The sequence below is a fragment of the Sphaerisporangium melleum genome (genome assembly GCF_014646695.1).
Classification (GTDB): domain Bacteria; phylum Actinomycetota; class Actinomycetes; order Streptosporangiales; family Streptosporangiaceae; genus Sphaerisporangium; species Sphaerisporangium melleum.
Genome location: NZ_BMNT01000012.1, coordinates 33,044 through 49,070, shown reverse-complemented (window position 1 = coordinate 49,070; position 16,027 = coordinate 33,044). Strand labels below are relative to the sequence as shown.

The 16,027-nt window shown below is 66.9% G+C and carries 10 protein-coding genes and 1 pseudogene; 9 read left to right on the top strand and 2 right to left on the bottom strand.

The window, feature by feature from the left end; all coding sequences use genetic code 11:
- Positions 1 to 506: 506 nt before the first annotated feature.
- The gene (locus IEY93_RS12415; protein WP_229691076.1) at positions 507 to 1,556 is read right to left on the bottom strand and encodes a LacI family DNA-binding transcriptional regulator; all 1,050 of its coding nucleotides are present in this window, start codon (positions 1,554 to 1,556) and stop codon (positions 507 to 509) included.
- A gap of 363 nt (positions 1,557 to 1,919) precedes the next feature.
- On the opposite strand from IEY93_RS12415, the pseudogene IEY93_RS39555 reads away from it, so the two are divergent.
- The 9 genes and pseudogenes from IEY93_RS39555 to IEY93_RS12375 form a co-directional block, all read left to right on the top strand.
- Positions 1,920 to 2,465: pseudogene (locus IEY93_RS39555) on the top strand (cellulose-binding domain-containing protein); the annotation flags it as partial.
- Between the two features lie 174 nt (positions 2,466 to 2,639).
- On the top strand, positions 2,640 to 4,202 hold the full coding sequence (locus IEY93_RS12410; protein WP_229691091.1) for a cellulase family glycosylhydrolase: 1,563 nt from the start codon (positions 2,640 to 2,642) through the stop codon (positions 4,200 to 4,202).
- Between the two features lie 88 nt (positions 4,203 to 4,290).
- Complete coding sequence (locus IEY93_RS12405; protein ID WP_229691075.1) at positions 4,291 to 6,198, top strand: alpha-L-fucosidase; 1,908 nt, start codon at positions 4,291 to 4,293, stop codon at positions 6,196 to 6,198.
- A 658-nt stretch (positions 6,199 to 6,856) separates the two neighbouring features.
- On the top strand, positions 6,857 to 7,834 hold the full coding sequence (locus IEY93_RS12400) for an endonuclease domain-containing protein (protein ID WP_189163168.1): 978 nt from the start codon (positions 6,857 to 6,859) through the stop codon (positions 7,832 to 7,834).
- Positions 7,834 to 8,460 carry a hypothetical protein gene (locus IEY93_RS12395; protein ID WP_189163167.1) on the top strand — a complete coding sequence of 209 codons (627 nt, stop codon included), beginning with the start codon at positions 7,834 to 7,836 and terminating at the stop codon, positions 8,458 to 8,460. Before IEY93_RS12400 ends, IEY93_RS12395 begins: the two co-directional genes overlap by 1 nt.
- Complete coding sequence (locus IEY93_RS12390) at positions 8,460 to 11,621, top strand: ATP-binding protein (protein WP_189163166.1); 3,162 nt, start codon at positions 8,460 to 8,462, stop codon at positions 11,619 to 11,621. The genes IEY93_RS12395 and IEY93_RS12390 overlap by 1 nt, the downstream gene beginning before the upstream one ends.
- 720 nt (positions 11,622 to 12,341) lie before the next feature.
- Positions 12,342 to 13,577, top strand: coding sequence for a CE1 family esterase (locus IEY93_RS12385; RefSeq protein ID WP_203968802.1), 1,236 nt, complete (start codon positions 12,342 to 12,344; stop codon positions 13,575 to 13,577).
- A 146-nt stretch (positions 13,578 to 13,723) separates the two neighbouring features.
- Complete coding sequence (gene macS / locus IEY93_RS12380; RefSeq protein ID WP_203968806.1) at positions 13,724 to 14,872, top strand: MacS family sensor histidine kinase; 1,149 nt, start codon at positions 13,724 to 13,726, stop codon at positions 14,870 to 14,872.
- A gap of 32 nt (positions 14,873 to 14,904) precedes the next feature.
- A complete protein-coding gene (locus IEY93_RS12375) occupies positions 14,905 to 15,555 on the top strand; it encodes a response regulator (protein WP_189163163.1) in 651 nt (216 codons plus the stop codon).
- Positions 15,556 to 15,566: 11 nt separating this feature from the next.
- Here the strand turns inward: IEY93_RS12375 and IEY93_RS12370 are convergent, their stop codons facing one another.
- The gene (locus IEY93_RS12370) at positions 15,567 to 15,857 is read right to left on the bottom strand and encodes a YiaA/YiaB family inner membrane protein (RefSeq protein ID WP_189163162.1); all 291 of its coding nucleotides are present in this window, start codon (positions 15,855 to 15,857) and stop codon (positions 15,567 to 15,569) included.
- Between the last annotated feature and the right edge of the window lie 170 nt (positions 15,858 to 16,027).

Genomic DNA, 16,027 nt, shown 5'->3' with positions numbered 1-16,027 from the left:
CCGAGTGGTCCAGTGCGGCGGCTGGCATCGCACCGTCGTCTCCCTGTCCCGGCACCGGAACGCACACCACGAGGGCGTCGCGATCGGCGGCCCCTGCGCCAGACCTGGCCGAGCAAGCCGCCCTGGGGACTCAGTGTGGAAACGCCGGTAAAACGTGTCAAGATTCGTTTAAAACTTTCGGCGCCCCGTGCCGGGCGAATACGTGTCCTATGGTGTACCGGCCCAGGAAGTCAGTGACAAAAGCAGCTGAAACTTTCATCCATCCGGACACCGCTCGACGGCACGTCCATGGCTCGGATTCGCTCCATCCCTTCTGATGGTTTCCGAGGTGGATCGCTGGACTTCTGTGCCATTCGTGCGAAGGACCGCTCATCGCACCGCGGTCCGCTCAGGCCAGGCGGGCCCGGCCGCACGACGTTGACGCCGCTCCTGCGGACGACTCGCGGCCCCCGTGGGGTTGACGACGCGGTACGTGTCCTCTACGCCGCATCGGCCCGCTCGGCGGGTCACTGATCAGCCGGCGAGGAGGTGCTCTCCCGCACCGTGAGGGTGGTGGCCAGTTCGAGGCCGACCCGCGGTGTCTCCTCGCCACGCCCGAGCGCGAGCGCCAGCTCGGTGGCGGCGGCGGCCATCTCGGTGAGCGGCTGGTGGACGGTGGTCAGCGGAGGATCGATGAGCGCGGCGATGGGCAGGTCGTCGAAGCCCACCACGCTCACGTCCGCCGGTATCCGCAAGCCCAGTTCCCGGGCGGCCTGGTAGACGCCGAGCGCCTGCAGGTCGTTGCAGGCGAAGATCGCTGTGGGTCGCTCCGGGCCGCGCAACAGGTCGAGCGCGGCCACCCGGCCGCCCTCTCTGGTCAGGTCGGCGCGTACGACGAGGCCGGGGTGCACGGGCAGGCCCGCCGCCTCGAGGGCGGAGCGGTAGCCGTCCAGTCTGGCCCGGCAGCACAGGATCGTGTCGTGGCCGGCGATCATCGCGATGCGCTGATGCCCCAGTTCGATCAGATGGCGGGTCGCCGAGCGGCCACCGGCCCAGTTGGTCGCGCCGACGTAGGGGACGCCGTCCGGTAGTTCGGTGGTGGGGTCGAAGACCACGAACGGGATGTCCTTGGCTTGTAACTCCTCGCGCTGCTCCTGCGACAGCTGGGCGACCGTGACGACGCAGGCCGGGCGACGGGCCAGCGTGTCGCCGATCGGATGTCGCACGAGGTCGTGCCGCGGCCCGAACTCCGTCAGCACGACTCCGACGCGCTGCTCACGGGCCACCCGCTCGACACCGCGGATGATCTCCATGCCCCACATGTCCTCGAGCTCGGCGAAGACGAGTTCCAGCAGGTTCCTGCGGTTGGTCTTGCGGTAGCCGTACTCGCTGATCAGCGCCTCGACACGGGCGCGGGTGTCTGCGGACACGCCGGAACGGCCGTTGACGACCTTGGACACGGTCGGGATGGACACTCCGGCCGTCTCCGCGATGTAGGAGATGGTCACCGGCCGGGACGGGTCGCCTTTCGAGTGCTCCGGGCCGGCGACGGGTCCGCCTGACTCGGCGTAGGACAACCTGGCCCCCTTCGTCCCCGGCTCCGCCCGCGCGCAGGCGCGTTCACGGCGCAAGGATAACCCGTCGGCCCGTGACGGCATCGCGTACGTCCTCATCGAGGGGTGGTCCGCAGCCGGACCGGCCTGGGACGGGATAGGCCGTCCGGCCACCGTCGTGCGTCGCAGGCCGCTCTGAAATATTCAGAAGATCTTAGCTGGAAACTTTCTGTCCGTCCGGCCTTCCTCAATCGGCTTCGGCCACAAAACCGATGGTGGTCGGCCGACCGATGGCGGGCAGAAGTGGGCGGCCTGTCGTGCAGAGCACGCCGCGTAAGCCGGTCGTACCGATCCGAGGTGGACGGGCACACCGCCTCTCCCTACTTTATGTTTCTGGCTGTTCAGCGAGAAAGTTTCCAGTATCGAGCTGGTTCGCCGGTCGATGTGATCAAGGTGGCGGTCGTCGTGCCGGCGATCGGGCCGATCGTCGCCACAGGTCTGTTCGTCCAACGCCACTTCATCAAGGGAGTGCTGATCGGCGCCGTTGAAGGCCGACGCCATCGAGGGAGATCAATTGTGAAACCGCACAGCTTACGAAGGGTCCGTCTGCGGGTCGGTGCGGTCCTCGCCGCGCTCACCGCGCTTGTGTCGACGGGGATGATGACGGCCGGGACCGCGCACGCCGCCGCGGGCTGCGGCGTGACCTACACCGTCTCATCACAGTGGCCAGGCGGATTCACCGCGAACGTCAGCGTTGACAACCTGGGTGACCCGGTCAACGGCTGGCAGCTGGCATGGACCTTCCCCTCGGGCCAGCAGGTCACCCAGGCGTGGAACGCGACGGTCACCTCCTCCGGAACGCAGGTCACCGCGGCGAACGTCAGCTGGAACGCGGCCATCGCCACCAACGCGAGGGTCTCGTTCGGCTTCAACGGGTCGTGGTCCAGCGCCAACACCGCGCCGACGTCCTTCACGCTGAACGGCGTCAGGTGCACCGGTGGAGTGGCGAGCCCGTCGCCCTCGCCCAGTCCATCGCCGTCACCGTCACCTTCACCCAGTCCGTCACCCTCGCCGCAGCCGGGTGACGCGATGGCCACCGTGGCCGCCATGCAACCCGGCTGGAATCTGGGCAACACCTTCGACGCCATCCCCGATGAGACGGCGTGGGGCAATCCGCCCACCACGCAGGCCATGCTTCACCAGGTGCGCTCGCAGGGGTACAAGAGCATCCGGATCCCCATCACCTGGAGCAACCACCACGGGCCGGCGCCCGACTACACCATCGACTCGGCGTGGCTGAACCGCGTCCGCCAGGTCGTCGACTGGTCCCTGGCCGAGGGCCTCTATGTGCTGATCAACCTGCACCACGACTCCTGGCAGTGGATCAACACCTACCCCACCGACAGCACGACGGTGCGCAACCGCTTCGACGCACTGTGGCGCCAGATCGCCGTCACCTTCCGCGACCGCTCACCGAAGCTGCTGTTCGAGAGCATCAACGAGCCGCAGTTCGCCGGCACGTCCGGTGACGACCAGAGCGACCAGGTGCTGAACACGCTCAACACCGAGTTCGTCCGCCTCATCCGCCAGACGGGCGGAACCAACGCCACCCGGGTCCTGGTGCTGCCCGCGCTGTACACCAGCAGTGAACAGGCTCGCCTGGACGCGCTGAGCGGTACCTTCGCCACCCTGCGCGACCCGAACCTCGCCGCGACGGTCCACTTCTACGGCTGGTGGCCGTTCAGCGTGAACATCGCCGGCGGCACCAGGTACGACGGCAATGTCGAGCAGGACCTGATCAGCGGGTTCGACCGGGTGCGCAACACGTTCGTCTCCCGCGGCATCCCGGTGATCATCGGGGAGTGGGCACTGCTCAGCTACGACTACACCCGCCCGGGAATCATCGAGCGCGGCGAATTCCTGAAGTTCATCGAGGCCGTGGGCTATCACGCACGCACGCGCAACCTCACCACCATGCTCTGGGACGCGGGCTCGTTCCTGGACCGCGACCAACTGCGCTGGCGAGACCAGGGGGTGTTCGACATGATGAAGGCGAGCTGGACCACCCGCTCCGCCACCGCCTCCTCCGATCAGGTGTACCTGCCGCGAAGCGGCACGATTCCCAGCAAGACGCTCACGCTCAACCTCAACGGCACCACTTTCCAGGGAATGCGCCAGGGGGCCACCGCCCTGCGCCAGGGCACCGACTACACCGTGTCCGGCACGACGCTGACGCTCACATCGAGCGCCCTCACCCGGCTCGCCGGCAATCGGGCGTACGGGGTGAACGCCACGATAGAGGCGCTGTTCTCCCAGGGCGCGCCCTGGCAGATCAGCGTCATCTCCTCCGACACGCCGGTCCAGTCCGCCGCCACCGGGACGACGAGCTCGTTCGCGATCCCCACCCAGTTCCGCGGTGACCAGCTCGCCACCATGGAGGCCAAGTACGCCGACGGCAGCGGTGCCGGACCGGCCGACTGGACCACGTTCAAGGAGTTCTGGTCGAGCTTCCAGCCCGACTACACCGCCGGCACCATCATCCTGAAGCCGGAGTTCTTCGCCGAAGTCAACGACGGCCGCGTCACTCTCACCTTCCACTTCTGGAGTGGAAAGCAGCTCACGTACTCCATCACCAAGTCCGGCACGACGGTGACCGGTGGCGCCGGCTGACGATTCGCGTGGCGGAATCGAATCGATACGATTTCCTTTATCACCAGGAGTCGGTTTGTCCTCCCTCAAACTGTCACGCCTCCGCAGATTGACCGCATCGGCCGGCACCGCTCTGCTCACCGGAGTTCTGCTCACGGCTCCCGCCGCGACGAGCACGGCCGCGGCGGCCCCCGCCGTCTACGAGCCCACCTGGGCGTCGGTGGACCGGCATCCGGCCGCCCCGGAATGGTTCCAGGACGCCAAGTTCGGCATCTACTGGCACTGGGGCGCCTTCGCCACGCCGGAGTACGGCACCGAGTGGTACCCGCGAACCATGTACCTGCCGGGCTCCCCCGAGAACAACCATCACAAGAGTGTTTATGGTGATCCCTCGGTATGGCAGTACCACAACTTCATCGACGGCGCGCGGGACAAGGCCGGAAACTGGGTGCAGTTCGCGCCGAAGCTCAAGTCCCAGGGCGGTGACTTCGATCCCAACGAGTGGGCGCAGCTGGTGGCCGACTCCGGGGCCAGATTCGCCGGGCCGGTCGCCGAGCACCATGACGGCTTCTCCATGTGGGACAGCCAGGTCAACGAGTGGAACTCGGTCGCTCGCGGGCCCAAGCTGGACCTGGTGCGGCTGTTCGCCGACGCGATCCGCGCCAAGAACCTGAAGTTCCTGGTCACGCTGCACCACCTCTACAACTTCACCGGCTACTACGACCACGTGCCCGCACAATCGACCACCACGCTGAAGAAGCTGTACGGGCAGCTGGGCAATGCCCAGGAGCAGCAGCTGTGGTACGACAAGCTGAAAGAGGTCGTCGACAAGTACCAGCCGGACATGATCTGGCAGGACGGCGGCCTTTATCTGGTCGACGAGGCCAAGCGGCTCAATTTCCTGTCGTACTACTACAACCAGGCCAACGCCTGGGGCAAAGAGGTCGTCGCCGCCTACAAGGACGGCTTCAACACCAACGGCGAGGTGTACGACTACGAGCGCGGTGGTCCCGCCGACATCCGCAATCCCTACTGGCTGACCGACGACGCCGTCAGCAACCCGTCGTGGTCCTACACCCCGGCGATCACGTACTACAGCTCCGCAGCGCTGGTCCACTCGCTGATCGACCGGGTCAGCAAGAACGGCAACATGCTGCTGAACATCTCACCCAGGGCCGACGGTTCCATCCCGCAGGCGCAGAAGGACCTGCTGACCGCCATCGGCACCTACCTGCGGCGTAACGGCGAGGCGGTCTACTCCACCCGCGCCTGGACCGCATACGGCGAGGGACCGACCAAGATGGGCGGCGGCAGCTTCGTGGAGCCGCGGGCCGGCACGGCGCAGGACATCCGCTACACCCGCAGCAAGGACAACACCGTGCTGTACGCCACCGTGCTCGGCTGGCCGGGTTCCACCCTCAACCTCGCCTCACTGGCCGGTGGGCGGATGGATCTGTCCAACCTGAGCAAGACCGAGCTGATCGGCAGCACAGCCGGCACCTCCATCGATCTGCCCAGCCGCACTCAGGACTCCACTGGTCTGCACATCGGCATGCCGAGCCAGCCCTACTCCGCGCTGGCCTACGTGGTCAAACTCACCTTCAGCGGGCCGATGAAACCCCCTGCCAGTACAAGTGGCCCGCTGCGCAATGAGAACGCCGGGAAGTGCCTGGACGTCGCCAACGCCTCTCAGGCCAACGGCACACAGGGGCAATTGTGGGACTGCAACGGTCAGCCCAACCAGCAGTGGACCTTGACTTCAGCCAAAGAACTCAGGGTTTACGGCAACAAGTGCCTCGACGCCTCCGGCCAGGGGACGGCCGACGGCACCCAAACCGTCATCTGGGACTGTAACGGGCAGAGTAACCAGAAGTGGAATCTTAACGCCGATGGCACTATCACCGGTGTGCAGTCCGGAAAGTGCCTGGACGCTAACGGGGCCGACACCGCCAACGGTACCAAGGTGATCCTGTGGAGCTGCCACGGTGGCAATAACCAGAAGTGGACCCGGACCTGACCTCGTGACAAGGGCCGATTCGTCCCTGTGGAACAGGTCGGGGCGGGCTGGCTGAGCCTTCCTGCCGAGCTTCTCCTCCGGCATTGCCGGTGCGGCCGCCACTGTTACTCGGCCGAGTCCGGATACGGCCACACCGGCATGATTTCTGCGGGTTCGTCGCCATGGGGAAGCAGTGTGGTGCGCAGTGCCACCGACGCGCTCTGGTCGATGCGAGATAGGCCGACAGTGCCCCTTCCCAGGCTGTGCCCGTCGCGAGATGTCCTTGATCGGATGTGATGTTCCGATCGGGGACATCTCGCCGTGCCGTGGTTCCCGCCAGGGCTGAAGCGTTCTCATGGGGAGATCGAGCGGCTGGAGACGCTCTGCCGGGTGGCCACTGATCAGGCCCACCCGTTTGCGGCGGCCCGTGACGTGAATGGTGATGTAAGGATCTGCCAGGATGGCCGTTTCGATGATTGTGTGATATCCGAAATCGATGACATTTCCGGAGTGCCGGTCCGTCACCTCCTGTGCCCTATAGCCTGCGCGAAGTCACGCTTCTTGCGGGGAGTTCCTGAGGGGGGTCGGTATGTCATTGTCGTGGGGCGAACTCCCGGTCGGGAGGGTGCTCCGCCTTGCGGGAGTCAACGCCGACATCGATGCAAATATGCTGGAATTGGTGCTCGATCCGCTGCCGGAGACCGGCCCTGTTCTCGTCACCTACTCCGTGGCCGAAGGTGATTCGGTCTCAGAGTTGGTGGAGTCCATCCTCGGTGAACTGGAAACACTGGCCATTGGGCTTTTCCCGGGTTGGTTGCCCGGTGGGGAGAGGCTTTCCGGGCCGGGCGGCGGCGGAGTAGCGGCGGCCAGGGCTCTCGCGATACGTGCGGCATCGAGCAGCCGTCACTTCGGACCGTTCCTGGCCGACCTGGCCGACCGGGCCATCCGGCATCGAGGGCCATTGGCTCCTGGACGGCCTGCGCCGAAAGGGCGGTCGTTCCCCGCGGAAGCGCGGGCGGCCGGGCTGGCCCGGGTGATCGCTTCTACGTTCGACCGCGAATCGGTGGCCCTGGTCATCCACGTGCCGGAGAAACCGACCTCGCATGGAGAGAGGGTCCTGGTCGCCGGATTCGAGTGGCTGGCGCACCGCAGCGGTATGGGGATCTGGCTGGTCGGTCCCGAACTGCGCAACGTCGATACGCACTATCTGGAGATACCGGCGGCGGTCCGGAGGCTGGCCGATGAGATGGCGCCACCGTCGCGGCGCGCGGCGGTGGGAGTGCCACCGGTCGCCGGCCGGCCACACCCGGGCAGCGAGGTGGAGCAGGCGATGGAGGCGGCCCTGACGGAATGCGACTGGGCTCATGGTCGGACGTGGAATCGGACGTATCGGTCCAGGGATCCGTTGTTCGTCATGATTCGCACCGATCTGATGTGGGCGCGGGAGAAATGCGTCGTTGAGATCGACGGGCCGGAGCACGAAACCTTCGCCCAGATGGAGCGTGACCGCACTCGTGATCGGCACCTGGAGCGTGACGGGTTCACGGTGCTGCGATTCACCAACCAGCAGGTGAGGGGCGACCTGCAGGGTGTTCTGCGGCACATACACGATTTCCTCCGGGCGCGGCGCCTCGGAATGAGCGAAGGAGCAGGTTGATGTCCGAAGAAAGACTCACGTACCGGCAGGTCGCGGCTCTGCTCGTACTGAGAGAACTCGGCCCCGCGTTGGCTCACAAGGAGTTGTACGAAGACTGGGGTGTGGAGCTCGATACCAAGAACCGCTCGGGTCTCGTCGAGGCCAAGCTGATCGATTCGGAGGCCAGAGCCAGGCGGGCCTTGTGGTACACGATCACACCCGCTGGTGAGGATCGTGCGATCGAGGAGGTCCGCAAGGGGGTCCCCGTGTCCTCTCGTTCGGGCAAGGCACTGGCTCTTCTCTACCTGCGGTCCCTTGTGGCGCCCAAAGCGGCGGTCCCGGTCGTCGAAGGGAGCGTCCGAACATCGGCCACGATCCGGTCGCCGGAGGAAGTGGAAGGCAGGATTCGCGAGGCCTATGCGAAGATCACACCTGGCGCGGGTCGATGGGTATCGATGACCAGGCTGCGAGCGTTCCTGGCGGACATCGACCGTGACCTCCAGGACGATGTGCTGCGCACCATGATGCTGGCAGGGCGGGTCGACATCGTGCCCGTCGCCATCACGGGGGACCTGAGTCCCGAGGACCACGCTGCCGCGATCATCATCGGCAGCACACCCAACCATCAGTTCCGTGTGGGGGCGTGATGATGGTTACCGAATGGTACGCGTTGGACAGCCTGAAGATCTTCTCGACCGTCAACGCCAGCGAAGATGTCTGGCAGCCGGTTCCCTATCATGTGCCCGAGATGCACCCGGAGGCTTCCTATGCTCTCCGCTCGGGACTGGACGCCGCCACCGGCTCTCCCGTGACCAGCCCCATCGGGGTGGTCCTTGAAGGCGGCTCAGGAAGCGGGAAGACGCACCTGATGAGCTGGCTGCGTGAGCAGGTCGTCCAGCGCGATGGCTACTTCTTCCTTATGAGCATTCTCGACGCCCGCAACTTCTGGGACAGCGCCGTCGTGTCCATCCAGGACGGGCTGGCCCGGGTCGGCGCGGATGAGGAGACCCAGCTCAAGCGGTTCCTGCGCAATCTCACGGGCCTGATGCGGCTCCCGAGGAAGACGCAGCAGACGATCATCGGTAATCAGATGGTCACTCGGGAAGATCTCGATCAGTTCATCGACGCCCTGTACAGAATCGATCGCCGGGTCGGGAGGGACGCACAAGATGTCGCCCGGGCTCTCGTGCTCCTGGCGGCCGATGACCACGCCCTGGTCGACATCGGAGAGTCCTACCTCTGCTCGGTCGAGGATGGCGAGAGTTACCGTCTGGGCTGGGGATTCCGGCAGGTGCGCAAATCTCCCCAGGAGATCGTCCGGGACATCTCGCGGCTGCTGGCGTTGACCGGTCCGAGTGTCATGGCCTTCGACCAGCTCGACGGCTTCATCGCGCAGAGCAGCCCGTTCTCCGAGAGCGGTTTCAACGGTCCGGCGGCTTCGGGGGTTCTTCAATTCGCGCACGGATTGACCAATCTCCGTGAAGTGACCAGCCGGACTCTGACGGTTCTCTCCTGCTTGCCAGAGACGTGGACCACGCTGGAGGAACTGGCCGTCAACAGTTTCAGGGACCGTTTTCGGAAGGCCACCTACCTTCGGCGTATTCCGTCTCCTGAGGTGGGGGCGGAGCTCGTTACACTACGCCTTGCGGAGCACTTCAAGAACATCGGGTTCGACCGGCCGTATCCGACCTGGCCGATCAAGCCGGAGGCCTTCGCGCGGGCTCCGTTCTACACGCCACGTGAGATACTGCAAGCTCTGTCCAGACACATCCAGAAATGCCTGCTTCAGGGCGAGATCACGGAGTTGGACAGTCTCGACGCGCCCTCAACGGTGGTCGTGCCGCCAAGGAAGCCCGATCGCGAAGAGGAAGTGCTTCGGGCGATCGACATCAAGTTCGCGATGCTGGCGGATTCAGCCGACGTCAGCGGGGCGCTCGACGCCGAGCTGGAGGACGTGGTACTTCCCGGGCTTGTCTCGGCGGGTCTACGGGCCTGGATCGTGGAGCAACGCGGGACGTCCTCGCGCTATCGGATCGATCCGCCGATGGGCCGGAAGACCTCTCTTCACGCCGGTCTCAAGCAGGTACTGAACGAGGCGACCGAAGACGAGATTCACTGGGCGTTCCGCGGCATCGCCGCCACGCACCACCTCGCGGCATTGAATCGGCTTCGCAAGGCGGTGCTCAAAGCCGGTCTCACGGCGGAGAGTCCCAAGCGCCGGTTGATCATCATTCGGAACATCCCGTGGAACTCAGGGCCGGTCACACAGAAAGCGGTGGCCGAGTTCCAGGTCAGAGGAGGCCGGGTGATCACGGCTGACGAAGAGGACCTCAAGGTGCTGTACGCCCTGCAGGATCTCTTCGCGGAGAGCGTCACGCACCTCGACCGGTGGATCGCCAGCAGAAGACCGACCGCCGACCTCAAGCTCTTCAAGGACGCGCTGGGCGATTGGCCGGATCCGACCGCTCCGCAAGAGCCCCCGGCGCCAAGAGCCCCTGAGGGGCCGCCCGTGCAGGCGAGTCCGCTTCCGAATAAGGAGACCGCCGTTTCGGACCACCCTCTGGAAGGCGGGCCGGCCGGGGTGCCGTCGCTGACCGTGGGGCGCTCCTACGATCGCGGGCTTCCGGTCTCCGTCGAATTGGAGGCGCTCCGCAAGCACATCGCGATCTTCGCGGGATCCGGCTCGGGGAAGACCGTGCTGATCAGACGGATCATCGAAGAGTGCGCCCTTCAGGGGGTGTCCTCGATTGTGCTCGACCCGAACAACGACCTCGCCCGTCTCGGCGACCCTTGGCCGGAGGAGCCCGCCGCCTGGGGGCGCGGCGATGGGGACCGGGCCACTCGTTACCTCGCTGACACCGATGTGGTGATCTGGACACCAGGGAGAGAGAAGGGACGTCCGCTGGCATTTCAGCCGTTGCCCGACTTCGCCAGCGTCCGAGACGACGTCGATGAGTTCAACGAAGCTGTCAACGCCGCCATGGCGGCACTCATCCCACGAGCGAAGGTGGAAGGGGGCAGCGGCAAGTCCCAAGTCGCGCGGGCGGTGCTCATGGAGGCGGTGGTCCACTTCGGAAAGTACAAGAGCGGCGGCATCGAGGGACTGATCAACCTGCTCGCGGACTTCCCCGAGGACCTCAGCCAGATCACCGGAGCGGCGAAGATCGCAGATGGGCTCGCCCAAGTGCTCCGGGCCGTTGTCGTGACTGATCCACTGTTCGGCGGAGAAGGTGAGCCCGTCGACCCGGGGCGACTCCTCACTCCGGTCACAGGAAAGCGGGCCCGGGTTTCGGTCATCAGCTTCGTGGGCCTGCAGAGCGACGCTGAGCGGCAGTCCTTCGTGAACCAGTTGCAGATGGGGCTGTTCGCCTGGATCAAGAAGAACCCCGCAGGTGACCTGCCCCTCGGTGGGCTTCTCGTCATGGATGAGGCGCAGACGTTCGCTCCCTCTGGCGCTGTGACCGCGTGCACCCAGAGCACACTCGCCTTGGCTTCCCAGGCGAGGAAATACGGGCTCGGACTGGTGTTCGCCACACAGGCCCCCAAGGGCCTGCACAACCGGATCCCGGGAAACGCCGCAACACAGTTCTATGGTCTGCTCAACGCGGATGTTCAGATCGAGGCCGCCAAGGCGATGGCCCGCGTCAAGGGCGGCAGCGCCGATGACATCGGTGCGCTCGGCAGCGGCGACTTCTACGTCGCACCTGAGGGCGGGAGGTTCACGAAGGTGCGTACACCTTTGTGCCTGACCCATCACCCCAGGGCGCCGCTGACGACGGAGGAGGTCATCGCCCGAGCGAGGCAGTGAACGTGCCGGCCGGCCGAAGCTCGCGGCGTGGTCACCTCGCGGGGAGGATCGTCCGGCAGGGCGGTCGGCGCCTGTGCTGATCAAGGGGACACGGAGTCGATCCGGTAGCCCGTCGGCGCGATGCCCGCCCTCTTGGCCGGGAACGGGGCTTGCTCGTCGAACTCCTTCATAGCGATTCGCACTAGGCCGGAAGGTCGTTCAGTGCGCGTCATCGACGGCGTGCGACATGGGTGCCATGTTGGGGGCCACGCCATGGCCGTGGGGGAAGGTCGGCGTCGATGGAAATTTCAACTTGTTCGGTGCGCCGGTCTGGGCGGTCTCGCTGGTCAGGTGGGGGAGTAATGGTCGGCTGGGGGGCGGAGCGCGGGGGTGGTGCTTGACATGCCAGGTCACCTCGGATTTGCTCCGCTACACCCTCACTTCCGGCACGCCTAGAAGAGGAGCGTCCAGGCGAGCGAAGTTGTTAACGTTAACAAATTACCTTCTCGCCGTGTCCGATCGAATCGATTCGCACCGGAAATACGCCTGTACGCCGGCCGGCCGGAATGCGCACGTGCCGGTCGGCCGGGACTTCCGTGCGAAACGGCAGGCGACCGGCTCTTCTGTTCGAGTGTGTTCACCCGCCAAACCAAAGGGAACGTCCGAATGTTACGAAAAAGATCCTTCTATGGAGCGATCGCGGCAGCGGCGCTCCTCGTTCTGGGCACAGGTCACGCGGCGATGAGCAGCGATCTGGGCACGACCACGTCGTCCAAGGCCGTCGCGGCGGCGACCGCCGGATGTGGCAAGTCCCCGACGCTGAGGAGTGGCAACCAGACGATCCAGAGCAACGGGAAGACCCGCAGCTTCATCCTGCGGCTTCCCGACAACTACCAGAACAACACGCCCTACCGGCTGATATTCGGATTCCACTGGCGGGGCGGCACCGCCAATGACGTCGACTCGGGGGGCACCAGTGGGTATCCCTGGTCCTTCTACGGTCTGCGGCAGCTGTCGAACAATGGTGCGATCTTCGTCGCGCCCCAGGGCTTCGGCAACGGCTGGGCCAACTCGGGTGGCGAGGACCTGACCTTCGTCGACGACCTGGTCCGGTTGATCGAGGGAGACCTCTGCGTCGACACGACGCAGTTGTTCGCCACCGGTTTCAGCTACGGCGGTGGCATGAGCTACGCGATCGCGTGCGCCCGGGCGAACGTCTTCCGCGCGGTGGCGGTGTTCTCCGGTGCTCAGCTCAGCGGGTGCAGCGGCGGTACGCAGCCCATCGCGTACATGGGACTGCACGGCATCACCGACAACGTCCTGCCCATCTCGTCGGGACGGTCGCTGCGTGACACGTTCGTCCGCAACAACGGGTGTACCGCCCAGAGCCCGCGGGAGCCGGCGTCGGGCAGCCGGACGCACATCGTCACCACCTACTCGGGGTGCCGGGCCGGATATCCGGTCGTCTGGGCCGCGTTCGACAACGGTCACATGCCGGGACCGGTGGACGGGACCTACTCCGAGAGCGGCATCACGACCTGGACCAAGGGCGAGGTGTGGAAGTTCTTCACCCAGTTCCAGGGCACCAACCCCTCCCCGAGCCCGAGCCCGTCGCCCAGCCCCAGTCCGTCGCCGAGCCCGAGCCCGTCGCCGAGCCCGAGCCCGTCGCCGTCGCCGGTACCCGGGGGATGCGCGGCCACGATCGAGACGACGAACTCCTGGCCCGGCGGCTTCCAGTCCACGGTCACCGTCCGCGCCGGCACCAGCCCCGTCAACGGCTGGACGGTCAACTGGACCTGGCCCGGCGGGCAGAGCATCAGCAGCCTGTGGAACGGTGTCCGCTCCGGCTCGGGTGCCGACGTGACCGTCCGCAACGAGGCCTACAACGGGTCGATCGCGGCGAACGGCACCACCACGTTCGGCTTCACCGCCAGCGGCTCCGCCGCCACCCCCGCCGTTTCCTGCAGCGCCTCCTGACCAGGACGCGCTGACGCGATGGACGAGTGCCCGCGCCGGGCCGACCGAGCCCGGCGCGGGCACTCTCCGAGACCCACCAGCGCCGCGGCGGCCCGCCATAAAATCAGCGGCGACAGCGCCGATCGAGGGTGATGGGGCCGGGCCACGTGGAGATCGAGGGGTCGTTCTGGCGGGCCATCGCGGTCTACCGTTTCGCGTCCCTCGGCTACGCCGCGCTGTTGCTGGCCGGTGCCGGCGGTTACCTGCGTCCGATCGCGGGCTGGCTCGTCCTCGGCGTGATGACGCTCTGGACGGTGGCCACCACCATCGCGTACGCGACGGCCAGGAGCCGGACCCTGCTGGCGCTGGATGTTCTGGTCACCCTGGGCTGCATGCTGGCCTCGCCCTATGTCCAGGGGCCCGAAGCCGGACCGGCGGGGGTGATGCCGATCACGGCCACCTGGATCGGCGGTCCCGTTCTCGCCTGGGCCGTGTACGGAGGGCGGCGGGCCGGCGCGGTGGCCGCGGTCGTGCTGTCGATCGGCGACCTGTGGCTGCGCGGCCTGGACAGGTTCGACCTCTCCGCCCCGGTGAACGGCGCGGTGCTGCTCATCCTCGCGGGTACCGTCCTCGGGCACGTGGCCCGGCTCACCGAACAGGCGCAGAAGCGGCTGCAGCGGGCGGTGGAGATGGAGGCGGCCGGGCGCGAACGCGAGCGGCTCGCTCGGGGCATCCACGACTCCGTCCTGCAGGTGCTGGCGCTGGTGCAACGCCGCGGGCTGGAAATCGGGGGCGAGGCGGCCGAGCTCGGACGGCTCGCCGGGGAGCAGGAGGCGGCGCTGCGGGAGATGATCCGCAGCGGGCCGGTGATGGCCGGGCGGGACGGCACGGGATTCGTCGATCTGGGGGCCGAGCTGCGCCGCTACACCACCGGGACGGTCACCGTGTCGGCGCCCGCGACCCCGTTGCCGCTTCCCGCCGATCAGGCGCGTGAGGTCGTGGCGGCCGTGGGCGCGGCACTGGACAACGTGCGGCGGCACTGCGGCCCGGAGGCCAGGGCCTGGGTGCTGGCCGAGAACGACGGCGCCTCGATGACGCTCACCGTGCGCGACGAGGGGCCGGGCATCCCCGGGGGACGCCTGGCGGAGGCGGAGGCCGAGGGCAGGCTCGGCATCGCGCAGTCCATCCGGGGGCGCATCGCCGCACTTGGCGGCACCGTCGGTCTCACGTCGGTGCCAGGCCAGGGAACCGAGGTCGAGATGGTGATCCCCGCTCCCGCGCGGCCTCCCGGCGAGGGCAAGGCCCGCACACCCTGACCGGGTGCGCCGGCCGGGTCTACAGTTGCGCCATGACCGGCGCTGTGCGGGTGATGGTGGTGGACGACCATCCGATGTGGCGGGACGCGGTGGCCCGTGACCTGGCGGACGCCGGGTACGAGGTGGTGGCGGCCGTGGGGGAGGGCCGCCAGGCGCTCCGGGTCGCGGCCGCCGTACGCCCCGATGTGGTCATCCTCGACCTGCGGCTTCCCGACCTGCCGGGGGTGGACGTGGCCAGAGGGCTGGCGGCGTCCGAGCGGCCGCCGCGCGTGCTGATGCTGTCGGCGAGCGGTGAGCACGAGGACGTGCTGGAGGCGGTCAAGGCCGGAGCCTCCGGCTATCTGGTCAAGTCGGCGAGCCGGGAGGAGTTCCTGGACGCCGTGCGGCGCACGGCCGACGCGGAACCGGTCTTCACCCCGGGCCTGGCCGGGCTGGTGCTCGGGGAGTACCGCCGTCTCGCCGCTCAGCGGCCCTCCGATGACGGGCCACGCCTCACCGAGCGGGAGACCGAGGTGCTGCGCCTGGTCGCCAAGGGCCTGTCGTACCGGCAGATCGCCGAACGGCTGGTGCTCAGCCACCGGACGGTGCAGAACCACGTGCAGAACACCCTGAACAAGCTCCAGCTGCACAACCGGGTGGAACTCGTGCGCTATGCGATCGAGCGGGGACTGGACCGGGCATAGGGCGCGCGACCTCAGAGGCCGTCGACCTTGTAGGGGTCGTGTTCGGAGAGCAGTTTGTCGAGGCGTGCCTGGTCGACCCGGCTCGACATGCTGACGATCTCCTGCCGGTCGCGTACGCACTTGGCCAGGACGAAGGCCGACGTCACCGTGTACAGCACGGCGACCGCGAGGAAGGCGCGAACCCAGGGGGCGACCGGCAGGAAGATGATGCCGAGCGCCACACTGCCGAGTGCCACGCCGAAGGAGATGACGCACTGCGCGTAGTACGCGGCCGTCATGGCGGGCCGGAGTGGTTTGTCCATGCGATCAAGCGTCCGGCACCGGCCGCCTCCGCGCCTGAGTACGCCTACCCAGCCGGCGTGAGTACCTGAACGCGATTCGACAGCAGACGCGTACGGCGCTGGCCCTGCGCCGCGCCACGGCCGTCGCCGCTCCTGGCGGTCAAAGTGCTCGCGGGTGGCGGGGTGGATCG

Excerpts from the sequence above, each read along its gene's own strand:
- IEY93_RS12410 (WP_229691091.1), top strand. The coding sequence starts at position 2,640 with ATGCAACCCGGCTGGAATCTGGGCAACACCTTCGACGCCATCCCCGAT.
- IEY93_RS12395 (WP_189163167.1), top strand. The coding sequence starts at position 7,834 with ATGTCCGAAGAAAGACTCACGTACCGGCAGGTCGCGGCTCTGCTCGTA.
- IEY93_RS12390 (WP_189163166.1), top strand. The coding sequence starts at position 8,460 with ATGATGGTTACCGAATGGTACGCGTTGGACAGCCTGAAGATCTTCTCG.
- IEY93_RS12385 (WP_203968802.1), top strand. The coding sequence starts at position 12,342 with ATGAGCAGCGATCTGGGCACGACCACGTCGTCCAAGGCCGTCGCGGCG.
- IEY93_RS12375 (WP_189163163.1), top strand. The coding sequence starts at position 14,905 with ATGACCGGCGCTGTGCGGGTGATGGTGGTGGACGACCATCCGATGTGG.
- IEY93_RS12370 (WP_189163162.1), bottom strand. The coding sequence starts at position 15,857 with ATGGACAAACCACTCCGGCCCGCCATGACGGCCGCGTACTACGCGCAG.